Origin of the sequence: Burkholderia sp. THE68 (genome assembly GCF_009938265.1) — a bacterium.
Taxonomy (GTDB): domain Bacteria; phylum Pseudomonadota; class Gammaproteobacteria; order Burkholderiales; family Burkholderiaceae; genus Caballeronia.
In genome coordinates this window covers 583,317-606,800 of the sequence record NZ_AP022318.1, presented here as the reverse complement: position 1 = coordinate 606,800, position 23,484 = coordinate 583,317, and the positions used below count along the sequence as shown (strand labels likewise).

The following is a 23,484-nucleotide window of genomic DNA, read 5'->3' as shown; positions in this document are numbered from 1 at the left end:
CCCCTTAACAAAAGTTTCTGCATGACGAAATATGCAGCGGGCTGCTTCACTCCTCCACTTCCCCACTCACCAGCCGGGCCTGGCCAACGCCTTCCGGCGCGAGGTCCAGCAGGATTTCGATGAAGTTTTTGTCCACCAGCCGCCGCGCGCGCTGCATGAGCAGCGGCACCGGGCTCGACGGCTCGTGTGCGCGGTAATAGGCGCAGATGCGCTCGATGGCCGCCACCACGTCCTTGCGGCTTTCCACGTCGCCGGTCACCCCGCGCTTGCGCGATGCGCGTGCACCGGGCGCGTCTGGGTCGGTATCGGCATCGGCGTCGACGGCTTCGGAGGCGGCGTCGCTGGCATCGGGCAGTTGCTCGCGGATGAACGCAGCGGCCTGCCCGAGCAGCGTGCGCAGCGCCGACAGATCGACCGAGTACGCCGCGCCCACGTGGGCTGTCAGCGCCGTCTCGATGCGCGCCGCGCTCGCACTGGCCGATTCGAGCGCCGCGAGCGTGGCGACCGATGCCTCGGCGCTGTCGGCAAGCGTCGCTGCCATCGATGCGACCGAGGGCGCCTGTGTGTCGGCGGGCAGCGGCACGATCCCGGCCGCGTGCTGCACGTCGCGCAGGCAAAAGCGCCCGAAGCGGCGCGATTCAGCGAGCGGCGCATCGCGCAGGTCCTTCAACAGTCCGGGCGCATCGGCCAGCATTGCGAGTGCGCTTACGCGCACGGTGGGATCATTGCCATCGTCGGGGTCGAGACGCGGATACAGCGCGCTCCAGTTCCGCTCGATTAGCGCCGCGACGATCCCGAGTCCGTCCGCCAGTCCTTCGACGCGATGCCGCGCCAGCAGCGCGCGCGTCAGATACACGGCCACGCGCAGATCGCGGCTGCGCGCGAGCAGTTCGCTCGCGAGTTCGAGCGCGGCGCGCCAGTCCGGTGGCGTGGACGCCACCAGCGTCTTGCCGTATTCCGCCTCAGGTTTGCCGTTGACGGCCGCTTCCAGCGCGCGCAGCGCGGGCTCGTATTCGACGTCTTCGCCGCATGGCGCGTCGGGCGAAATGTCGGCGGTAAAGGCAGCAATGTCGAGCGTGGCCATGGCGGGTTCGTCGGGTACGAAGTTCGTCAGATACGAATGGAGTGCGGTGGGCGCCGTCCGCGTGTGGCGATGCGCCCTGCTTCGACGACAGAACGAAATTCGCGTCTGCTTTTTAAAAGCACGGCGGATTTTGCTTGGCACGCGTTTCAGCCATGGCGGGCTTCGCCCGTCTTATGGATGGCGCCCGCGCGCAGGGACGCGCGCGGGCACCGGACGAGATAAACAAGATGAACTAAGCGCGAACAACCATCGCGGGCTTGAAGGAGAACAGCGTGCAACTCGAAAGTGCCAGTCTCAACGAGCAGGGCGGCCGTGCGCGCAATGAAGACGCGCTCGGCGAATGGAGCGGCGAGCGCCTGTATTACTGCGTGCTCGCCGATGGCGCGGGCGGCCACGGCGCGGGCGATGTCGCGGCGCGGATCGTGATCGACACGACGCTCGCGGATCTGCGCTTTCTCACCGTGACGGAACTGCCGCCCGATGGCGAGCGCCTGAGGCGCGCGCTGCTGCATGCGCACGCAAATATCGTGGAGGAGCAGGCTCGCGGCGGCGAGCTTGCCGACATGTGCTCGACCGGCCTCGTGCTCGCCATTGACCGCGAGCGGCAGACGGCGGCGTGGGCGCACAGCGGCGACACGCGGCTCTACTGGTTTCGGGGCGGGGGCATCGATGCGCGCACGCGCGACCACAGTCTCGCGCAGGAACTGATGGACGCGAGCCTGCTGCCCTTCGACGACGCGCGCCAGGCGCCGCATCGCAACGTGCTGGTGGCATCGCTTGGCACTCGCGACGGAGCGCGTATCGACTGTGTGGACGGAACGCGTGGCGTGCGTCCGCGCGACGCCGTGCTGCTCTGCACGGACGGCCTGTGGACCTACGTGGACGACGCGTTCATGCTCGAAGCGCTCCGCGACTCGGTCTCGCCGGCGCAGTGGATCGCGCGCATGTCGGAGCGAGTGCGCGCGAGCGCGCCGGCGCGTCACGACAACTATTCGGCGCTCGCCGTGTGGATCGGAGCCGCGACATGAGCGCGCCGGCCGATGCGCACGCGAGCGCGGGCACGCCAGGGCGCGGCGGGTCATGACGAGCGCGGACGAGGATAAGACGATCATCGTCGGGCGCGCGCCGCGGGTGCATGCCGACGGCGTGAGCGGCAACGCACTGCCGCCCGGCACGCAGCTCGGCGGCTTCACCATTCTCGATCTGATCGGCGAAGGCGGCTTTGGCATTGTTTATCGCGCGTGGGATGCGCGGCTCGAACGCATCGTCGCGGTGAAGGAGTACTTTCCTGGCACGCTCGCGGCGCGCGCGAGCGCGGGTCACATGACGGTGCGCTCCACGCGCCTCGAAGACACCCTGGCCGCCGGGCTCGAGTGCTTCATCAAGGAAGCGCGGCTCCTTGCCAAGTTCAACCATCCGTCGCTCGTCAACGTCTTTACGTACTGGGAAGCGAACGGCACAGCCTACATGGCGATGCCGTTCTACGAAGGCCTCACGCTGCGCGACACGCTGCGTGAATTGCCCGAGCCGCCGTCGCAGGCGTGGCTGCTTTCGTTGCTCGGACCGGTGCTGGAGGCGCTCGGCGTGCTGCACGACGCGGGCTGCTGTCATCGCGATATTGCGCCGGACAACATTGTGTTGCTGGCCGACAGCGGCCGGCCGGTGCTGCTCGACTTCGGCGCGGCGCGGCGCTTGATCAACGACATGGGGCAGACGCCCACCGTCATCTACAAGCCGGGGTTCGCGCCCGTCGAGCAGTTCGATACGGTCACGAGCATGCAGCAGGGTCCGTGGACGGATTTGTACGCGCTCGCGGCCGTAGTGCACTGGGCGATTCGCGGCACGACGCCGCCGAACCCGGTCGGCCGGATGATGCGCGATGATCACGTGCCGCTCGCGCGGACATCGGCCGGGCGTTATTCGGAACGCTTTTTACGCGCGATCGATCATGCGCTCGCCGTGCGTCCGGGCGACCGGCCGCAGAGCGTCGAAGCGTTCGCGGCGGAGCTGGGCTTGAGTCTCGATGCGCAGCGCGCGCACGGACAGACGGTCGATCTGCGCGCGGGCGTGCCGGCTTTCGAGGCTGCGTGCCGGTGGGACGAATCCGCGCGCGCGGGTCTCTTCGCGCGGGGACCGGGCTTTGCGGGGACCATGCGGCCGCGCGTCGCCGTGATGGCATCGATCGCGGTGGCGGTCGCGACGCTCGCCGGCGCGCTGGCGTGGCATGCGTGGTCGCCTGTGAAGAAGGCGGATCAGACGGTGGGGGTCGGGAGCGAATCTGCGCGGCAGGCGGGTGCGGATGTGGCGAGTATGGCGAGTATGGCGAGTGCTGAAGGCGCAGGGCGTATCGAAAACGACGGAAGCGTCGCGCCTTCGGGTTACGGCGCGAGTGCTGCCGGGCCTGATCGTGCTTCTGGCGCGCTTGCCGCTGCGAACGCGAGCCGAACGGCGGGCGCGGCGGGCGTTGGTGCTTCGGGGACGGCTGCGTGGCCGGTGCAATCTTCGCAACCGTTGCAACCCGCCCAGCCAACGCGGCAAGCGACCGCTGAGCCCGCCTCGCCGCCGCCCGGGCCGTTCGCGTCCGGAGGATCGAGCGCGTCGCCCGTGCTCTCCCGCTACTCCGCCGCCGATGAGCTTGCGCGCATCGTGACGCTGGCCGATCCGTCGATCTCTGTCACCGCCGCGCCGCTGCAATCGCCGGTCAAGAGCGGACAGGATCTGCAGTTCGAGGTGCGGAGCGCGCAGGCGGGCTATCTGTATATTTTCAGCGTCGATCCGTCCGGTGGGTATCAACTGCTCTTTCCGAACCGGCATCATCCGGACAACCGGGTTGCCGCCGGTGAAACGCTGCGCCTGCCGCATCAGGACTGGCAGATGGAAGCCGACGACACGCCCGGACGCGTGCGCTTTCTCGCGCTCGTCTCGCTCGGGCCGCGCAGCTTTTCGCGCGCCGGCCTGCGTCAGGGCGACGTGTTCTCCGCTTTTTCCAAAGACGCGCAACGGCGCGCGGCCGCGCTTCGGACACCGGATTATTCGCCCTTTGCCGGGCAGGCGCGTTGTACGTCGGGCGCGCGCACGTGCGCAGGCGCATTCGGGGCGGCGACGTTCGGCATAGAGGTTACCGGTCGATAGTGGTTTGATGGCGATGGCGAGCCCTTCGCGTTATGTCAAACCATAGTGTTGAACACACAGCGTTGAAAGCACGCAGTTGAAAACACTCAGGCCGGCGCTTTTTGCACCGGCCGCTATCTTTCTCCGCCATCCTTCGACAATTCAGAAATCGTCGCAACCGTGCTTGCGCGTCACGCTCACGCAATGATTGAGGTTCGGCTGTGCGCGCACCCGCTTCCACTCGACCGCCAGCGGATCGGCCTTCTCGCCGGGCGCGTTGTTGAAGAACTCCGGCTGGTTCGATGCAATGCACACCTGCGTCTGTCCCTGAAGATTGTTCTCATAGACGAAGGTTTCCTCACGCGACGAGAACAGCGTCTGCAATCCGGCGAGAGCGGACGGCTGGCTCGGATCAGTATCGCCCAGTGGATCGACCACTGGATTATTCGGGGGATTCCCCGGAAGAGTCTCCGGATTTCTTGGAGGATTCCCTGGACCAGGAAGGGCCTGGGGTATGGGTGGCTGGTCTCCACCGTGATCGCCGCCTCCTCTTCGTGAGGCTAGCACCGTCAACGTCCCCGATTTCGGAACGATCTTGTACCCCACTGGCGACGTATAAGTGGGATTGATCGTGTAACTGCCCGCGCCGGGACGAATCGCGGGACTCGTGGTGTAGCCCTCCGTGAGCGCGCCTGCCCGGGTGTCGCCGTTGACGAGTCCGCTCACGCTCGCCGTGAATGGAGGCACGGGGTTGCCGTCCAGGCTCGTCACATCCTGCGCGGTGACCGTAACGCTCGGCTGCTCGACGTACACGAAGTGATTGCCCTTCGCTGGCACCGCCCCGCCCCAAGAGCAGCCGCCCGACAGCGTGCAGCCGTAGAAGTTGGGCCGGTCGGGGCCGGGCTTCACCGCGCCGCGCACCTCGCCTTGCCAGTTCAACGCGTAGATGCGCCATGCGTCGTCGGACGAGATCGTGCCCGTGCCGGCGTTGCGGAACTGACCGTTCTCCATCGCGAGCTGGATCGTGCCCTTGCTGCTCAGGCTGGTGTTCGCCGAACCGGTCGGCCCGCTCGTTCCGGCCGGCACGCCCGTGCCGCCGCCGAGCGTAATGCCGCCCAGCAGCGCTTGCGCGAGCAGGCTACCGGTGAGCGTGGAGTTGGTCGCGTCGAGATTGACGAAGCGGCCGGACACGGGATCGAACGTGCGCGAGATCATCGAGCCGATGGAGAAACCGTGCGCGTTCGTAAAGGTGACGTTGCCCGCGTTGGCGAACGCAATCACGTTGACTTCGTTGTTCTTGTCGTCGAGCGTGAAGATCCCCGGCCCGCTCAACATGAGCGCGTTGGCCGCAATACCGCCCGGATCGGTCACCTTGCCCGACGATTGCAGCGTGAGCGTCTTGCCCGGCGTCGCGAGTCCCGAGCCAAGCGAAATGCCCTGGCTGTTCACGCCCGAAGCGTTCAGCGTGAGATTGTTCGACAGCGTAGGCCGGCAGGCGCCGCCCGCGCAGTCGCTGTACACGGTGATACGCCCGGTCTGCGTCGGACTGCCGATCGCGATGGTGTCGAAGCCCGCGAAAGTTTGCTTGAGCGTCGTGGCGTCGAGGCTCAGGCCCGGTCCGCTGCTGAAGAGATTGATCGGCGTGGCGCTGGCCGTTGCGGAGCCCGACGGAGTGAAGACGCCGCCCGGCAGGATCGCGAGCGCGCTGTTCGCGCCGGTCGTGAACTTCACATTGCCGAAGAAGGCCACGCTGTCGCTCGTGCCGTTGTTGAGCGCGCGCAGAATCACGGTGCCGTTCTTGCCGGTCACGATGTTCGGGCCGCCGCTTTCCACATTGTCGAGATAGCTGCTGAACAGCAGGCCGTAGTCGTTGTTGCTCGACTCGCCCGTAAGCGAGATTCTGGCGCCGTCGCCGGTCGCGCTCAGTGTCGAGGCGTCCAGCGCGAGCCCCCGGTCCGCGATCGGCTGCTTCGTGCCCGCGGGACGCAGCAGGCCGCCGCGAATATCGATCGAACTGGTATCCGACTGCACTGTCGTTCCGCTCATGATGCGCACGCCGCTGATCTGCGTCGGCGCGGCGCCGGTCGGGTCGGTGCCGATGCCGGAAATCTGCACCGTGCCCGATGCGCTGCGCACGACCGAGCGCCTCGCGTTCGCCGCGAGCGGACCGGGCTGCTGCGCCTGCAACGTGCTGATCACCACGCCGCTCGTCGGCGTTTTGGTGCCGGCGCCGGGCGTGGCCTCGATGTCGATCGCGCCGCTTGACGTGCGCAGCGTCGCGCCGTACAGGGCGATCGCCGCCGGGCCGCGCGTGTCGCTCGAACCTGTGGGCGCGAGCGTCGCGCCCGAGCCCTGCCCGTGAATGGTGATCGCGCCGCTTTTCAGGAGGTCGGAGCCGGTCGCGGGATCGGCCGAGCCGCCCGCGCGTGTATCGAAGATCGAATCCTGGATCGCCACCGCCACGCGTTCCTGCGGCCGTGAGCCGATCTGCACGTCGCCCTGATTGCTGAAAATGCTGGCCCCGGTTTCCTGCGTGCCGAACCGGATGGACTGCGGCGTGCCGAGGTCCTCCACGTTGGCGTCGAGGACCACGTTGAGCTTGCCCTTCGTGGAGCCGATCGCCGCAGCGCCATCGCGGATCGAACCGGCGGATTGCAGTTGCAGCGTCGCGTCGCCGCCGTCGGTCTTGCTGACCGGCGCGTTCACGTCGATGTCGCCCGGCGCAACGGCGCCGCCCTGGGTCCAGCCGCTGGTCGAAAGCGTGACCGACGTGCCGCGGTTGAGCTGCTCGTTGATCGCGGTGTTGAGCATGAGGCTCGGGCCGCTGCCCGCCGAGAAGTCGGGCTGCGTGCCGGGTTGCGGCGCCGTGGTGCCCGGCGTGCCCGAAGCGGCGATATCGATCGCGGCCGCATTCACGTGCCACGTGCCGCCCTGCCCGTTGGGCGCGCCGAGATAGACATGCGCGTTCGACGCGTCCAGAAAATGCGCGGACGTATGAAGCGAACCGCCATTGCCGCCGCGCTCCGCCGCCGACGCATCGAAGCTGCCATAGAGCCGCGCGGTATTGGCCGCCTGCACAAAAATCTGCCCGCCGTTGCCGGGTCCACCGGATGCGCCCAGCCCATAAGCATCCACGAACGCGCCCGGCGCCATCCAGATTGCGTTCGAGCCCGTGATGTTCACCACGCCGCCCGACGTGCCGCGCGCGTTCACGTGGCTGCCCGTGAGCAGGGAAATGTTGTTTCCGAGCACGTCGATGCGCCCCCCCGGATTGAACGAGCCGCCGCTCGCATCCACCTCGCCTTCGATCTGCGTCACGCCGTTCGCGCCGCCGTCGAGTACCACGTGGCCGTTGCGCTGCTGGATGCTCAATGCGCTCACGTAGCCCTGCTGATTTACCACCGCGCCCGAGAACGCCTCCGCGTCGTGCGCGCTCAGCACGATCTGGCCGCCCTCCGCGAGCAGCCGTCCGTTCGGGCCGTTGGTCACCAGCGAGCGCAGGATGCCGTCGTTCACCGTGATCTTCGTGAGTCCGTCGCCCGCGAAATCGAGCGTGACCGCGCCGCCCGACGCGAGTGCCACGGTGCCGAGCCGCGCGCTGATCGTGCCGTCGTTGCGCACTTGTCCGCCGAGCAGCGCCACGGTGCCGCCCTGCGCCGCCGAGAACACCGCCGCATTGGTGACCGGGCCGCCGCTTTTGCCGCTGAAGGTGAAACTGTTCTTGGCGGCCATGAACGCTTCGGGCGTGATGTCGAGCGAGGACGCCACGAGCGAGCCGACGTTGATCGCCGCCGAGCGCGAGAAGGCCACACCCGCCGGATTCACGAGGATGAAGCCGCCGGTCGCCGACAGTGTTCCGTCGATGTTGCTCGGCACACGATCCGGGCCGATGACGCGCCCGAGCAACATTGACGACGTGCCGGGCTGCAGGATGCGCACGCTTTCGCCCTGATTGATGGTGAAGTTATCGAACTGCATGGCCGCGCGGTCGCTGGTCTGATTGATCACCATGTTCGACGTGTTCGCGCCCGTGACGCTGACGTGGCCGCCCACCACCGCGCTGCCCGTCGGATGGCCGGACGCATCCGGGACGAATGCGGCCGCGCCGGCCAGCAGCCCGGCCGCCGCGAAGCTCGCGCGCCGCAGCGTGGCGCTGCGCCTTGCACGTGACGTTATGCGCATCATGCCCTCCTGCCCGATGTGGTTGCTCAGAATGCTTTCGTGACCTGCACGTACACGCGCGGACGATGATCGTTGCCCGTCGTATCCGGCGACGACGTGCGCCACGCGAGCGTGCCCTGCACGGTGAAGCCGCCGGGCGCCGCCCAGAACGCGCCGATCCCCGCGCCGCTTCGCGTGATGCTGTTGTTCGTCTGGCCGGGAATCTTGTTGGCGTTGTACCAGCCCTTGCCGAGGTCGTAGAACGCGAGCACGGTGAAGCTCGGCGTGATCGCGTAGCGACCTTCAACGGTGGCGATAAAGCCTTCGTCCACGAGCGCCTCGTCCGGCGAATAGGCGCGCACCGCCTGCGGGCCGCCGAGCAGCAGGCGCGACGAATTGTCGAGATTGCTGTTGGCCCACTGCCCCGAGATGCCAACGAAAACGTTGAAGTGATCCGTAACCCGGTTGAGCCGGTTCGCGCTGAACACGGCGTGCAGGTTCGTGCCCTGCGTATGCCGCCCGACGGGGCTTTGATCCAGCGCCTTGGCCTCGCCCGAGCGGATATTGAGGGTGCCTAGCACGATGCTCGCGGACGCGCTGTTGAACCCGCCGCCCAAGAGCGCGTCGCGGCTTTCCCAGGAGAGTCCCGCGTTCACGTCGGTGAGGGACTTGGGCGTGTCGAGACTGAGCGCGCCGATCTTGTCCACGAGGTTGCGATACTCCACGCCGCCGCGCAGCAGGAGCGTCTGGTTGCGCGTGCGGATGAGCGGATGCGACACCGCGAGATCGACGACATCCGCTTCGCCGTGCGCGCCGAGCGCGCTGAATTCCTGACCGACGTTGTAGTAGAGATGCGCGTAACCTACGCCGAGCCGCGTGCCGTAAGCGTTGATCGGCGCGTCGTAGCCAATGCGGCCGTACATCGTGTCGAGCCGCTGGGTGCCGAGCAGCCGCAAGTCGAGGTTATCGCCGATGCCGAACGGCGAATTCAGCCGCGCGATCATGCCGAGCCGCCCGGAGCCGGTCGTCGGCGCCCCGTAGTTGTCGCCGCTGATCGCGAAGTCCGAGCGGCGCGCGGGCGCCACATCGACATCGAGGATCACGCTGCCCGGTTCGTTGCCCGGCTCGATCGCGGAACCGACCTTGATGCCCGGCACGTCGGAGAGCAGCAGCATGGCGCGTTCGAGGTCCTGCTGACGCAGCGCGCGGCCCGTTTCCAGCGACGCGAGCCGCGCTCGCACGCGCGCCTCCGACAGCCGCGTGCCCGGCGCCATGTTCACTTCGATACGCTCCAGTCGCCCTTCGATCACCGAAAACGTGACGACCCCGCTCGTCGCGTCCTGCGGCGGCACGATCACCTGCGCGAGCGCATAGCCGCGGCGGCGGTAGAGCGCGGTCATGCGCAGCGCAATGTCGTTCAGCTCCGCGAGCGTCGCCGGCTTGCCGATGTGATCCTGCGCGAGCGCGGCGAGTTCGGGCTCCGGAATCGAATCGTTACCGACGATGCGCACGCCGCGCAGATCCACCGTCACCGTGCTCGCCTCGGCGCTGCTCGCCGCCTGCGCCCCGGAGGCGGGCAGCGCGGGCAAAGCGCCTGGCGGCGGCGGCTCGGCGGGTCGGTTTTCGCGGGGAGTCACCTGATTGAGCACGGCGCCCGCGTTGGGCGTCTGGTTCAGGCCGCCGCCGATGCCCGCGCCGAGCCCCGCGCTGGGCGTCAGCTGTGCCTGCGCGGCGTTGCCGGCGGCGAGCGAGGTGGCGGCGCATAGCGCCGCGGCGAGCGCACGGCCTCGCGTGTCGAAGGGGAGCGTTTTCACTGCGACACCGCCGTGCTTGCAATACTAAGCCGCCAGTTGCCCATCAGATCGAAGGGCGCCCAGTAGAACGGATGCGCGAAGCGCGGCGTATGCAGCGCGGCGAGCTGCGCGTCGCGCATGGCGTCCGCAGCCTGCGCTCCTTGCGTAAGCTGGCGGTAGAAGGTGCGCATCATGAGCGCGGTCGAGGCGTCCGAGACGGGCCACATCGACACGATCAGGCTCGATGCGCCCGCATAGAAGAAGGCCCGCGTGAAGCCGGTGATTTCATCGCCGCGCTCCACGCGGCCGAGCCCGGTTTCGCACGCCGACAGCGTGACGAGCGCGGTGCGGTCGAGGCGCAGGTTGTAGATGTCCTTCGCGAGCAGCGACGACGGTCCGTCGGCGGGCTGCAGCGACGGCGCGAGCAGGATGCGCGAGTGCAGCGGGTCGATGGCGTCGGCCTGCGCGTGCGTGGCGACGTGCAGCACGCGCCCGGTATCGGCGCTGCCGGTGAAATTTTCGCGGGTCGCCGCGCTGCGCAGAAACACCGACTTGTCCGTGAAAAGCGGCGCGATAGTGCTGACTTCGGCCTCCGCGCCCGGCAATGCGAAGCGCTGACCGATCTGCGGATTGCCAAATGCCACCAGACTGCTGCCCACTTCCTGCCCGCGCGCGGCGAGCTGCACAGCGATGCTCGCCGACGGCTCAATCACCACCGCATGCGTTTCGACGAGAAACTTCCCGTCCTGGCGCAGCGCCTGGAACGGCAGATAGTGCAGCGCGTCGTGCGGCACGATCACGAGGCGCTCGTCCGGACGCAGAGCGAGCGGGCGCATGAGCTTCGCGTTCAGACCGTCGGCGAGCGTGAGCGCGGCGGGATTGCGCGCGACGATCGCATCGCGCAGCGCGCCGACGTCATGCTGAAGGTCCACGCGTGACAGCGGCAGCGTGTGGCCTTCGAGACCATCGGCGCGAATCACCCAGACGATCAGCCGGTCGTCGAGACTCTGGAATTCGATGAGCGCGTCCTTAGCGCCGAGAACTTTGCGCACCTCGTCCAGACCGAGCGCGCGGCCCGCGAGCGGCGCGGTTTGCGGGCCGGTGTTGACGCGTCCACGCACCGAGTCGAGCAGCGCACGCGCGCGGCCGCGCTCGGAGAGCTGCCACGCCGCTTCGAAGTCACCCGAGGCGGCGGCAAGCGAGATCGCCCGTTCGAACACGGACTGGATGTTGCCAAAGAGCCCCGTCTTGAATTCGTCGCTGCGAAAGCGCGCGCGAATCCGCTCGGAGTCGTCGATGGCCGCGAGAAACGCACTGCGCGCCGCCGTCGTGTCGCCCGAAGAGAGCGCGGCGCGGCCGATGCCGTCGTGCGCCCACAGGCGATCGTAGCTCGCATCATCGGTCGAGGCTTGTGCGAGCGCCGCTTCGAAGGTGCGCGCCGCGTCCTGCGGCTTGCCCTGCGAGAGCAGCAGATTGCCTTCGATGCGCTGAACCATCGGCGCGAGCGCGGGCGCGGGCGGCCCTGCCTGAGTGAGCGCCTCGCGCGCGCCGTCGGTGTCGCCCGCGGCGATGCGCGCGTTCGCGAGCGACAGCAGCACCAGCGGGCGGAAACGTTCCGAGGCCGTGTCGAGCGCGTGCGTGTAGGCCGCGACCGCTTCGTCGAGCTTGCCGCGCCGCGCGGCGACGTCGCCCAGCACCTTGTACGACGGCGCGTAGACCTGCTCCGGATGATGCGGCTTCGAATCGAACGCTTCGCGGGCGTAGCGTTCGGCATCGTCGAGATCGCCCGCGTAGTTGTAGGCGATCGCGAGATCGCGTTTGGAGAGCGCGACGAGATCCTGATTGTCGTTCTGCTGCGCGAGCACCAGAGCGCGCGACGCGGCCTCGATGCTGTCGCGGAAATCGCCCCGCTCGGCCGCCGCGACGCTCAGGCTGCAGTACTGATATTCGGGCAGCTTTACGCGGTCGCGTCCGAGCAGCAGGCGGCCTTCGGCGGTCAGCGTCTTGAGCGACTCGGCGTCGCGCTGAAACGCTTGCGCGGCGTGGAACGCCTGATCGGAATCTGACGCGGGCGCGGTGTCCTCGGCGCGGCTGTCGCGTGCGAGTCCAAGGGTTGCGCAGCACGCCAGCGCGATCGGCCAGCGAAGCCAGGCGTGCCGGCCGCGCAAGCGCAGCAAAGCGTTGTCAGGATGAAGGTGGCAGCGGGTCACGTGACCTCCCGTTACGGATCGGCGCCGCCGGCGCGACATGCGATGTCCGCCCGGTGGCATCGGCTAAACGAGTGGTGCAGCGTGTTTTTGAATGCGCTTTGGGAGTGCGCGTTTCAGTTTGGTTGGGGGGTGATCGTCTCCGTCAAGTGGAGGATCGATGAAACCGGCGTGGGCTTTCGTCAGCTTCGCCGAGTGGCCGCCTGCGCTAGGGCGTCGCGTTTCGTTGAAACGAACGCGCGTCTCGCGTTCCAGCATGCGCGCGCAAGCCGCCGATCATCTGCCGCACGACGCGCGCGTGTCTGATGGGAGATACGGAACGCGCGCTCGCATCGCGGCATCGGTGCCGCGATGCGAGCCTGAACCGCGCGAATGACGCTCATCGCTCGATTCACCGGGGCTCGCGCCAAAACAACGTAACCATCCAGGGCATCGATTCCGGCGTGCCGGCCTGTGCGCTTCGATGCAACCCGCATCCCACACCATCGCACTCCCCGCGTCACCCGCAAAACATCCCCCGTCGTCCCCCTTCTACGACTTTCGATGTAGTTCGTTCAGCCGATTTTGCGAGGTCGCCGCATTCCGTACCTTTGCTCTCACGGATCAGCCACACATCAAGCAAAACGGTCCGGAGCCACTCGCGACCAGCCGCGCCGGGCCGCGAACGCAACTGATCTTCGGCGCCTGCCTGATCGTTTCGAGGCCGTGGAGGCGTCATGACACATTCCGCCGAAGTCGTTCATTCCGAGCCGCCCGTAGAGGCGTCCTGCGCCACTTCCGGCGTGCCCCTGCCCGATGGCGCGCGCCGCCCGGCCTCGCCGATAGCGTTCGTGTTGCGCGCCATCGCGCGTCATCACAACGTGTCGCGCGCGCTGCGGAGGGCATCATGGACGCGCTGAATATCTCCGATCCTGCCTTCGCGCCCGAAGCCCTTTCGCTGCCCGACCTCTGGCATCGCCGGGCGAGTCTCAGCAACGTCGAAATGGAACGCATCTATGTGCTCGTGCGGGCCGCGCTGCACGGCTACCATCCGGCCGAATTGCGCGCGCTGCACGAGGACAAGGAAGAACTCATCGCGCAGTTCATCTTCTCGCGCGTGCTGCGGCTCGACCCCGAACGCGCCGAGTCCCACGCCTGCGCGCAAAGCGCGCCCTCCAGCGGCTTCGCGCTGTGCGCTTACTTCCGCCGCTATCTGATCGACTGTCTACGCAGCGCGAGCCATCAGCGCAACGTATCGCTCGAAGTGGACGGCATGGCTGATCAGATCGACGCGCGCGCCCATTCGATCGACGATCCGGTCGAATCGGCGCTCACGGAGCACGGGCTGGACGAAGCCAGCGTGCGCATGGCGTCGCGCGCGTTCGTGGCCGCGCTCGACGACGCCGACCGCGTGATCCTGGCCGGCACGCTCGGCGCCTACCGCGACCGTGACGGCGGCCTGAAGGGCGTCGCGGACGAGCACGGCGTGCCGTCGTATCACTATCGCGCGCGCAAGCTCGGCGTGACGATGAAGAAAACCGCGTTGCCGGCCGACTACGCGCGCACCAAGATCGGTCAGTGGATCGGGCAGACGCTTCGCATCGACATCACGCACGAGAATTGCGAAGTCATCCTGATCGTGCTGAACCTGCTCGCGATCGAGGCGAACGTCTGAAAGCGTCGCGTTGCGTTGCGCTCAGGGCGGAGGCGGTATATTGCCCGCGCCGACGTTGGCCTCGGTCACGCGGCGCAGGACTTCGTAGATATCGAAGGTCTGCAGGCGCAGCGCCGTCGTGCCGGCCTTGTAGACCACGTTCTGCCTGACCGCGAGCGCGCGCACCGCGAGCCGGGCCGGCGACGCGAGCAGCGACACAGCGGGTTTGCTCGGGTCAGCCAGACGCCGCAACGCGTGCGGGGCCGCGGCGCTCGTTCCCTCGATCGGGATGGTGCTGCCGCTTTTCGTGCCCGCCGCGGGCATGCCGGTCAGCACGACGCTGCGGTCGGTCATGGCTGCCGCGTCCGGGCCCGTGCGCGGTGGCGCGCTGAAGGTGACCACGTTGGGGCCGGTGTTCGAGAAAGACGCGCTCGCGTAGTCGCTGATGCGGTATCCGGCGATGACCGCCGTGCCCTTGCCCGTGCCGATCGAATTGAGCGAGTTGGCGCGCATGACCCAGCAGGCCGACGCGCCGTCCACGTCCTGCTCTTCCGTAAACCGGTTGAAGAGCGGATAGGCGTCGTCGTCGAAACGCGACTGCCGGCCGCGCACCGGCAGGCCGGCCGGTGTTTCGTTGCGCTGGACCCACGCCTGCGCCGCGACCTGCGACGCGCCGTTGTTCTTCAGATGCAGAATCCAGTTGCCGCTCCCAGCGAGCCGCCGCTTGCCGCCGCGCGCGGCGGTCGGCGCGAGCGCGACGAGGATCATCGGGCCGTCGCCGCGCGCGCCCGGACCGCGATGCACCACCGTGCAGACCGTGTCGCCGCCCGGCGACCAGGTGGCCACGTTGCCGACGCTGATCGGCGGGCTGAGCGCGCCATCGGGCGCTTCGATCGTCAGATCGACCTTGGGCGCGCCGCCGTCGGCCGTCGAAAGCCAGATTTCCACGAAGCTCGGCGTGTGGCAGTCGGGCAGGACGCGCCAGCGCATCGGTTGCTCGTCGCCCGGCGCGATCACGCGCGCGCCGTGACCGCGGTCCAGATTGCTGTTGCCCGTCGGCAGGAGGATCGCGCAGGCGCCCGTGCCGATGAGTTCGTCCATCGCTTCCTCGATCAGCGAGGAGCCGTCGTGCGGACCGGCCATATATCCGTAGCTGAAATTGATGAACAGCCGGCAGTTGTTCCCGGCAATGCCCTGCGCCCGGTCGATGGCATAGCGGAACGCATCGATCGCCTGCGCGTCGAGCCACAGGCCCGAGGTATCGCGGATATTGCGTCCCGGCAAACGGAACTGCACGCCGATCAGCGCGGGAACCGACGGCACCTTCTGCTCCATCTGGCGCGGATTGACGGGATGCACGCCCGCCGCGAGATCCAGCATCGAGGTGCCGTGCGTCCAATAACGCGCGACGTCCGTGTAGTTGCTCTCGCGATAAATGCGGTCCTCGTCGAAGCCGCCGCCGAGTTTGGCTTTCGCCATCAACTTGTCAAGCTGCGGTTCGAGCAATTCAGTCCCGTAGCCGATGCCCGGCGCGGGCGGCGATGCACCATCGTCCTGATTCCAGAAACAGCGCACGCGGGTGTGATCGTGCATGGAATTCACATGAAAGCGCTGATGCGCGAAGGCGATGCCATCGTCGCAAACGGCGACCACCGTCTTGCCGAGCGCGCTGTTCTGCGTGACGGCGCTCAGCCCGGCGGAAGCGGGTTTCGACGGCTGCGCGCGCGCCGGCCACCCCGACACCACCGGCAGCGCGAGCGTGAAGCGCTCGATTCGCGCGAGCAATGCCGCCGGCAACTTGCTCACGAAGTCGAGCGTCACGTGCGCCGTGCAAAAGCGCGTCTGCGCAAGCGCGGCAGGCGGCGAATCGTAGAACGCGGACATCCAGATGCAGCTTTCGCCGCTGATCGCGACCGCCAGTTGCTTCGCGCTGCCCGGCTGGCCGGTGCTGCTGGCGTCCGGCGGCTTGACTTCGATCGCGATCGGAACGAACGCGCCGCTCGCGGGTATGCCGCCCAGATCGGCGAAATCCGTCACCGCCGCCCAGATCAGATACGGGTCGAGCCGCGCGAAGCTATTGGTCTGCAGTCCGGGGAATACATGGTTCCAAGCGTTGGCCGGATCAATGGTCCAGCCGGCCGCCGTGGCCGTGGTCGCGCCCGTCGTGGTGCTCATGTGCGGACTCCTTCAGATGCGGCTGTTCTTGAGCGCCTCGCCGTTCCACTCGTTTCGCGCCTGCTTCCACATCCAGGCGAGGAGCGGCGAACGCTGCACGGACGTCACGGTCGTTTTCACAACGACATGCGCAGGGTACGGGTCGGTCGACGCGGGCGCAGGCGCATAGACCGGATCGAGACGCTCGTTCGGGTCGAAGTCCGTGTCGCCGTTGAACAGGTCGCCCCGGAACACGCGCGTGGCGTAGGCCGCCGCCACCGGCGGCGCGGACGCCGGCGCAGGAGCCGGAGCCGGAGCGCCACCCGTGCACCGCGCGACGAAATATTCGCCAAGCGTGGTGCCAAGCAGATGGCCTGCAGCACTGTCAGCCGGAAAGTGCACGCCCGCAATGGTGCGATTGATCGCCACGCGAGCCGCCTGATAAAGCAGTTGCTTGCGCAGCGTGATCGCGACTTTTTTCGCGCCGGTGGAATCGACTTCTTTCACCAGATCGTGAAAGAACGCCCACAAGACCTCCGCGATGATGAACGCCTGCGTCGAGTGCCCGCTCGGCAGCGAGCCGTGGCCCGGCGTGGCGATCATCGGCTGCGTTTGCGGCGTGTAGTCCACCGCGCGCGTGCACGCGAGCGCGTGCTTGAAGCGCATTTCGACGAGGATCGAAAAGCGGATCACGGTGGCGAGCAGTTCGAGCGTCTTGGGCGTGCGGATCGGACTCAGATTGACGATAGACGCCCAGAACGCCGTTTGCGGTCCCATCTGGATGAGCGTTTCGTTGGCGCGCTCTTCACGCAGGTCCGAATAGCGGTCCATAAAGGCGAGCTGCTTGACGAAGCTGGCCGTACTGGGCCGAAACATCTGCACGATCTCCACCGGCGCCGCCGCCCCGGTCGGTCCGAACGGCCGGTGCCAGAGCGTAACTCCGTTGGGCGGATCTTTTTGATCGAAGGGCGAGCGCCCGAACGCGAGATTCGACGCCAGCTCGAAATCGTAGACCGACGCGCGCACCCAGTCGTCCCAGCGCCACATCTGGCCGTCGTCTTCTATGTGACTGCCGCTGTCGTCCTGATCCTTCTGAATCTCGAGATACGTGTCCATCCACGGCCCGACGATGCCGTCGCGGTGCACGATCATCGCCTGCGTCAGCAACTCCGCATCGCCGAGCACGCTCGGTGGCGTCCCCGCCACGCCAGCCCCTCCCGCGCCCCCGGCGCCACCCGCACCCCCTGCACCCCCTGCACCCCCTGCTCCTCCTGCGCCGCCCGCTCCACCCAGTGTGCTCATGTCGTTCTCTCCGGCAAAAGGTCACCGATGCACGCCGCATCGGCCTCACCCCAATCCGAACGCTTGTATGACATGGCGCGCGCCACGGTCCGCCCGGCCGCCCGGGCAATCCATCAGCCCGATGGCAGACCCGCGCGCGCGAGCCCCGCCGACCAGATGCGCCCGGTCTCATAACCGGCGCACGGCGAACGCTCCAGATAGCTTTTTACGGTAAGGCCCGGCTCGATGGCGAGCACGCGCGCGACGGTCGCGCGGGCGGCGTCGATCATGCCCAGCTCGGACTGCGCGATCGCCAGCGCGCGCAAGGTCGACGTGTTGTTCGGGCCGCCCTTGAGCGAGCGCTGCGCGAGCGCGATTGCGCCTTTCCACTCCTTCGCCGACAGCGCCGCGGTCGCCGCGAGCGATTCGTAGAAGTTGCGCATGGGATCGAGCGGCGAAAGCGACAGCGCGTAGCCGGTGGCGGCCACCGCCTCCGTGCCTTCGCCCTTGAATGCGTGCAGAGTTCCTTTCAGCAGCCAGGCGAGGGAATCGTTCGGATTCACTTCGAGTGCGCGTGAATAGCGCTCCTCGCCAATATCGAGCTGCTTCAGAAGATTCGTCTGCACAAAGCCTTCGACCGCGAGCGCAATGGACGATTGCGAATCGTTGTCGAGCGCAGCCTTCGCGCAATCGAGCGCCGCCTGCGCCTTACCGAGCCGGTCGGTGGTCCATCCGCGGTTAAAGCTCAGCACATGCCATTTGGCGAGCCATGCGTAGGGCGTGGACTGACGGCGCGCGCGTTCGGCGAGGACTTCGAGCATCTGCCCGGCGCGTTGGAATTCTTCATACACACCACGGTGCATGAGCGCGATCGCGTTGAGCAGCAAGGTGGAGCTTTCCAGCGTCGGCAGAGACTGCGAGCGCGCACGCTCCAGTTCGTGCGACACGATCGCCGTCCCTACGCCCTGCCGAAGCTGCGCGCTGACATTGCTTTCGCCGGCCACGATGGAACCGATGCTGTCATTGAGCGTCGTCGCCCACACCACGCGGTCCTCCTTCGCATCGGCGAGTTCGACCGACAGCACCAGCCGGTCGCGGCTCGTGCGATACGCGCCCGAGAGCACGTAGCGCGTGTCGAGCAGCGCGCTGGTTTCGCGCGCGCTCAGGCTGCGTTCGCGTAACACGCTCGTGGAAAGACGCGAGATCACCTGCAGCCGGTCCGAGTGCGACAGCGCGCCAATGAGTTCATCGGCAAGAATTTCTCCGAGCGCTTCATGACCCGGCTCGACCACGCGCGCCGCGAACGGAATCACCGCGATGGAGGGCCGCAACGTCTGGCTGTTGGCCCCCGCGCCCGGCGCGATCACCGGGCGCGGTCCGGGACCGCCCAGCCGGTACGCGCGCACCGGTTTGGCGAGATGCCGGAGATGGCATTCGCCAAGGTCTTCTATCTGCTCGTCGTAGCTGCCGCGCAGCCGCGCATGAATGGGTTCGGATATGACGATCTCGCCCGGACCGGCCAGATTATAAAGACGCGCCGCGAGATTGACGCCGCGCCCGTAGACATCGCGCTGATCGGCGAGCAGGTCGGTTTCGTGCAGGCTTTCGCGCAGCATCAGGGGTTCAGCCCCGCTCTGCGCGGTGCCGCCGATGCGGCACATGCGCTGAATGTCCAGCGCGCAGTGCGCCGCCGCGAGCGGATCCTCGAAAACGATCATCAGCCCGTCGCCCTCGGTTCGGATGAGCCTGCCGCGATGCCCCGGCACGATGCGCGTCTCGATCGCCATGCGCAGTCCGCGCCAGCGCGCGGCGGTGCCTTCCTCGTCAACCTCGGCGAGCCGGCACGACTCCACCAGATCGGCGAAAAGTATCGTGCGCGTCACGCGTTGCAGGTCGCTGGCCGTGGCGACAGTTTCCATGTCAATGTTCTTCCACCGTGACGACGGTCGTGACGCGCAAGCACGCGCGGCTCCGTTGCGCCGGTCAACAATATTGCAGAGGGATGTCAGGATATCGAAGAATACGACCGGCTTTCTATTGATCGTTTTTACTGGCGGATTCTTCATGGCCCGGACGGACGATGATGCTCCAATGCTTCGGGAAGCGAAACGACCTTGCTCTGGTCCGGACGCATCCCATAACGTACTCACTGCGAAGTCGAATAGCAAGCAGTTTGCGGCGTGGCCTGCAGCCGGCTTGCTACGAGTTGAATCATGTACAGCGCGAAGTCCGGCTCCTGATAATAAATGCGAATGGCTTCGGCGGCGGACACCGTGCGCAGCTCGCACGCGGTCTTGCATATCGCCGTCGACGTTCGCCTGTGATCGGGCGAGAACAGCCCGATCTCGCCCAGCACCGCGCCCGCGCCGAGTTCGATGCCGAGATCCGAAAGCCGGATGGTGCCGTGCTCGACATAGAACAGCGCGCCGCCCGGATCGCCTTTTCGAAACAGGATTTCACCGGGCTGGAAGTGCCGGCTCTGCACGTTCGCGAGAAAACGGGCGACCGGCACCGGGCCATTGACAGCCTTGCTGGCCTGCGCCTCGCGAATGCTCTCCAGCCGCGCGGCGACCGCGCTCGCTTCGCCGCGGCTCGTGACGTTGAGCGCCTTGTAGATAGTGGTCAGGTGCGTTTTGACAGTAGCTTCGGCCATGTCGAGTTGGCGCGCGATCATCTTGTTCGAGCGGCCGCGCGCAACCAGCGCGAGCACTTCGATCTGACGCGGCGTGAGGCGCAACGCGACATCGGGCGCACCTGGCAGCGCCGGGCCGTCGCGCCGAGCGCTCGGGTCGTGCAGCCCTGCGGACACGAGCGAACGCGGCAGATACACGCCGCCCGCGAGCGCGAGCCGCAACGCGCCAAAAAACAGTTCCACCGACGCCGATTTTTCCACGCATCCCGATACACCCGTGGCCACCAGCTGGTCGACGACAGCCTGGGTTGCCTCGGGCAGCAGGACCACGACCGGCGTGGCGCGGGCGCAGGCGCGCAGCATCTCGACATCCGCGCGATCGTGACGCAGCATGGCGCCGTCGATGATCACGCAACCGGGCGCGCGCTCGCCCGGCCAGTCGGCGCAAAGCTCGTCCGTCACGCGCACTTCGACGCCCGTGGCGAACTCGCGCAGCAACCGCACGATGCCTTCGCGGCAGAGTCCCGCCTGCGCCATGAGCAAGATGTCCATTTGCCTTCCTTTCCCGCCGCGCTGCCGCGATGGAGCTGCGCGCGAAGGGCCGTATCGGCGTTCGCGCTGCTTCTGCACATGACGGCGCGAACCAGTCTGTCAGCATCCTATACCCGGTCTCGCACGCTCGCGCATGCATGCGCGCGCCCGATGCTTTCGCACCACAAACGAACGTTCGACCCGTGCTTGAGCGTCTTGCGGCCCCATGGCGGCGGCTTTGTAACGCCGGCTATCGGCACCTATACTGAAGCCTCGCTGAAAACGCATGGACACCGCGAGCGCTAGGCCAGCATGCGCGCGCCGCACTACCTGCGCACGGCTTCGAACCATGGGCGACGACATGAACCGTCACATCGCGCAATGCCTGCGCGCCGGAACCCGCAAGCGCGCGCTGCATTTCATCCTGTGCGCCAGTGTTTGCGCCTGGGCGTGCATCGCCGGGACACACGCCGTCGCGGACGTTCCCGACAACACGCTCGTCTATTGCTCGGAAGCAAGCCCTCGCGGCTTCGACGACGCGCAGTATTCGACGACCGTGGAGGCCACCGCCGCGGCCTATACCCTTTACGACCGTCTCGTCGAACTGAAGCTCGACGGCCCCGGCGTCTCTCCCGGTCTTGCAGAGGACTGGAAGGCTTCGGACGACGGACTTCAGTACACGTTTTATCTGCGGCGCGGCGTGAAGTTTCATACCACACCCTTTTTTCATCCGACGCGCGAGTTCAATGCCGACGACGTGGTGTTCACCTTCACGCGCCTGTTCGACCCGGAGCATCCGTTTCGCAAGGCGTATCCCAAAGACTTTCCGTATGTGAGCGGCCTTGGACTCGCGAAGAACATCACGCGCGTCGAGAAAGTGGACTCGTACACGGTGCGCTTCACGCTTGCTCAGGTCGATACGCCCTTCCTGCAAAAAATGGCGATGCCCTTCGCTTCGATCCTCTCGGACGAATACGCGCAGCAGTTGCTCAAAAACGGCAAGGCGGCCGATATCAACCTGCTTCCGGTCGGCACCGGGCCGTTCGTGTTTCGCGAGTACAAGCCGGATGCCACCATCAGCTTCGACGGCAATCGCGAGTACTGGCGTGCTCACGCCGTGCTCGTAGGGAAACTCAAGTTCGCGATCACACCCGACGCCGCCGTGCGGCTGCAGAAACTCAAGGCGAACGAATGCCATGTGATGAGTTTGCCGCGTCCCACCGATATCGCCGCGATCCGCGCCAATCCCAATCTGCAACTCATGAGCCAGGTGGGCTTCAACCTCGGCTTTCTCGCCTACAACACGTCGCGGCGCCCGTTCGACAACCTCAAGGTGCGCCGCGCGCTCGATATGGCGATCGACAAGCGGGCGATCATCGATTCGGTGTATCAGGGCGCGGGACAGCTCGCGACCAATCCCATGCCGCCCACGCAATGGTCGTATGACAAGTCGCTCGGCAGCGCGCCTTTCGACCCGGCCCGCGCGAAGGCGCTGCTTGCCGAAGCCGGTTACCGCGACGGCCTTTCCTTCGATCTCTGGGCGATGCCCGTGCAGCGGGCCTACAACCCGAATGCGCGCCTGATGGCCGAGATGATTCAGGCGGACTGGGAGAAGATCGGCGTGCACGCGCATATCGTCACCTATGAGTGGGGCGAGTATCTGAAACGCGCGCACGCGGGCGAGCACGATGCGCTGCTGATCGGCTGGACGGGCGACTACGGCGACCCAGACGACTGGCTCGGCGTGCTGCTCGGGTGTGACGCCGTGGCGCAGGGCAACAACTTCTCTAAGTGGTGCTACAAGCCCTTCGACGATCTCGTGAAGTCGGCGCGCGCCACCTCCGATCAGGAAACGCGCACGTCGCTTTACATGCGCGCGCAGCAGATTTTCAAGGAACAGGTGCCGTTCACGCCGATCGCGCACTCGACCGTTTATCAGCCGCTCGCGCGCAATGTGAACGGGTTCAGGATCGATCCTTTCGGTCCCACGCTCTTCATGGGCGTATCGCTCAAATAGCGACCGCGCGCGCCGCTTTGAACGCGGCCTCGCGCGCCTTGCGAGCCGCGATCTCTGACCTTCAAAACCCTCCTTCCTGACTCGTTTTGTTCATGAAAGGCGCGCTCGCCGCGCCGCTCTCCCAAGGCTTTTGCACGGGTCGGAGGATGTCATGAGCAAGTCCGTGATTCGCAATTTTCAGTCGCTTCGCGCGCAGGCCGAAAAGTGGCTCGCGGCGGGCAGCGATACGCCATTGCATGTGCGCCTGTTCGGCCGCACGCCCACCGACCGGCGCCGTTATGTCTGCATCGAGGCGCTGCGTCCGTCGGGTGCGTGTGCGCTCTTTTTCTTTCGGCACGACGACGGCAACTGGCGCGTGTTTCCGCGCGCCACGCCGCAGCCGATGATGGCCCCCGGCGCACGCCTTCCGCGCTATTGAAGTTCCACCCACGCATCACTCACTCTGTGCGAGCACATCCATGACCCAGTTCAAGGTATTCACGCATCCACGCGGCGCAAGCGAAGCGGTCAAGCAGGGCTGGTCGTGGCCAGCCTTTTTCTTCACCTGGATCTGGGCGCTGTGCAAGCGGCAGTATCTGCTTGGCGGACTTATGTTCGGCGGGCTGGTCGGCGTCGGCCTGCTGCTCGGCTGGGCGCAGGCGTCCGGCGCGCCCGAGCACGAGCTCCTGAGCGTGCGCCTGCTTTCGCTCGGCGTGCAACTGGTCTTCGGCAAGTATGGAAACCGCTGGCGCGAAAAAAATCTGATCGCGCGCGGTTACGACGACGCGGGTTTTGTCGGCGCGGACAACTCCGAGAAGGCTGTGTCCGCGTATCTCGAGACGGCGCGCGCGCCGGGTGTCTGACGCGCATCGCGCGAACCTGTCACGCGTCGAGGGACCAC

15 protein-coding genes are annotated in these 23,484 nt (G+C 66.9%); 7 read left to right on the top strand and 8 right to left on the bottom strand.

Translation table 11 applies throughout. The features are described from left to right. Positions 1-46 precede the first annotated feature (46 nt). Positions 47-1,084 carry a type VI secretion system protein TssA gene (gene tssA / locus BTHE68_RS28680; RefSeq protein ID WP_162069675.1) on the bottom strand — a complete coding sequence of 346 codons (1,038 nt, stop codon included), beginning with the start codon at positions 1,082-1,084 and terminating at the stop codon, positions 47-49. A gap of 272 nt (positions 1,085-1,356) precedes the next feature. On the opposite strand from tssA, the gene BTHE68_RS28675 reads away from it, so the two are divergent. Both BTHE68_RS28675 and BTHE68_RS28670 read left to right on the top strand, forming a co-directional pair. Beyond that, complete coding sequence (locus BTHE68_RS28675; protein WP_162069674.1) at positions 1,357-2,112, top strand: PP2C family protein-serine/threonine phosphatase; 756 nt, start codon at positions 1,357-1,359, stop codon at positions 2,110-2,112. 52 nt (positions 2,113-2,164) lie between these two features. Next, positions 2,165-4,216, top strand: a complete 2,052-nt coding sequence (locus BTHE68_RS28670; RefSeq protein ID WP_162069673.1) for a serine/threonine-protein kinase — start codon at positions 2,165-2,167, stop codon at positions 4,214-4,216. 141 nt (positions 4,217-4,357) lie between these two features. Here BTHE68_RS28670 and BTHE68_RS28665 read toward each other — a convergent pair whose 3' ends face one another. From BTHE68_RS28665 to BTHE68_RS28655, 3 genes are read right to left on the bottom strand one after another with little or no spacing between them, the layout of a single operon-like run. Beyond that, entirely contained in the window at positions 4,358-8,380 is a 4,023-nt protein-coding gene (locus BTHE68_RS28665) for a two-partner secretion domain-containing protein (protein ID WP_162069672.1), read from the bottom strand. Between the two features lie 23 nt (positions 8,381-8,403). Beyond that, positions 8,404-10,170, bottom strand: a complete 1,767-nt coding sequence (locus tag BTHE68_RS28660; RefSeq protein WP_162069671.1) for a ShlB/FhaC/HecB family hemolysin secretion/activation protein — start codon at positions 10,168-10,170, stop codon at positions 8,404-8,406. Continuing rightward, positions 10,167-12,359, bottom strand: coding sequence for a CHAT domain-containing protein (locus BTHE68_RS28655; RefSeq protein WP_232078125.1), 2,193 nt, complete (start codon positions 12,357-12,359; stop codon positions 10,167-10,169). The genes BTHE68_RS28660 and BTHE68_RS28655 overlap by 4 nt, the downstream gene beginning before the upstream one ends. A gap of 713 nt (positions 12,360-13,072) precedes the next feature. Between BTHE68_RS28655 and BTHE68_RS28650 the strand changes: the two genes are divergently transcribed. Together BTHE68_RS28650 and BTHE68_RS28645 are read left to right on the top strand one after the other, a co-directional pair. Next, positions 13,073-13,255 (top strand): hypothetical protein, encoded by a 183-nt coding sequence (locus tag BTHE68_RS28650; protein ID WP_162069669.1) that lies wholly within the window; start codon positions 13,073-13,075, stop codon positions 13,253-13,255. Continuing rightward, a complete protein-coding gene (locus BTHE68_RS28645) occupies positions 13,243-14,010 on the top strand; it encodes a hypothetical protein (protein WP_162069668.1) in 768 nt (255 codons plus the stop codon). Before BTHE68_RS28650 ends, BTHE68_RS28645 begins: the two co-directional genes overlap by 13 nt. Positions 14,011-14,031: 21 nt before the next feature. On the opposite strand, the gene BTHE68_RS28640 is transcribed toward BTHE68_RS28645, so the two are convergent. From BTHE68_RS28640 to BTHE68_RS28625, 4 genes are all read right to left on the bottom strand, one after another. After that, positions 14,032-16,164: a S8 family serine peptidase gene (locus tag BTHE68_RS28640; protein ID WP_162069667.1), complete on the bottom strand. Its 2,133-nt coding sequence runs from the start codon at positions 16,162-16,164 to the stop codon at positions 14,032-14,034. A gap of 12 nt (positions 16,165-16,176) precedes the next feature. Then, positions 16,177-17,349 carry a phosphatase PAP2 family protein gene (locus BTHE68_RS28635; RefSeq protein WP_232078124.1) on the bottom strand — a complete coding sequence of 391 codons (1,173 nt, stop codon included), beginning with the start codon at positions 17,347-17,349 and terminating at the stop codon, positions 16,177-16,179. Positions 17,350-17,558: 209 nt separating this feature from the next. Next, positions 17,559-19,343 (bottom strand): adenylate/guanylate cyclase domain-containing protein, encoded by a 1,785-nt coding sequence (locus tag BTHE68_RS28630; RefSeq protein WP_162069665.1) that lies wholly within the window; start codon positions 19,341-19,343, stop codon positions 17,559-17,561. Between the two features lie 227 nt (positions 19,344-19,570). Continuing rightward, on the bottom strand, positions 19,571-20,608 hold the full coding sequence (locus BTHE68_RS28625) for a LuxR C-terminal-related transcriptional regulator (RefSeq protein ID WP_162069664.1): 1,038 nt from the start codon (positions 20,606-20,608) through the stop codon (positions 19,571-19,573). Between the two features lie 340 nt (positions 20,609-20,948). On the opposite strand from BTHE68_RS28625, the gene BTHE68_RS28620 reads away from it, so the two are divergent. From BTHE68_RS28620 to BTHE68_RS28610, 3 genes are all read left to right on the top strand, one after another. After that, positions 20,949-22,604: an ABC transporter substrate-binding protein gene (locus tag BTHE68_RS28620; RefSeq protein WP_162069663.1), complete on the top strand. Its 1,656-nt coding sequence runs from the start codon at positions 20,949-20,951 to the stop codon at positions 22,602-22,604. Between the two features lie 151 nt (positions 22,605-22,755). Then, positions 22,756-23,022, top strand: a complete 267-nt coding sequence (locus BTHE68_RS28615; protein WP_162069662.1) for a hypothetical protein — start codon at positions 22,756-22,758, stop codon at positions 23,020-23,022. Between the two features lie 40 nt (positions 23,023-23,062). Further along, a complete protein-coding gene (locus BTHE68_RS28610; RefSeq protein WP_162069661.1) occupies positions 23,063-23,446 on the top strand; it encodes a DUF2628 domain-containing protein in 384 nt (127 codons plus the stop codon). Positions 23,447-23,484 lie beyond the last annotated feature (38 nt).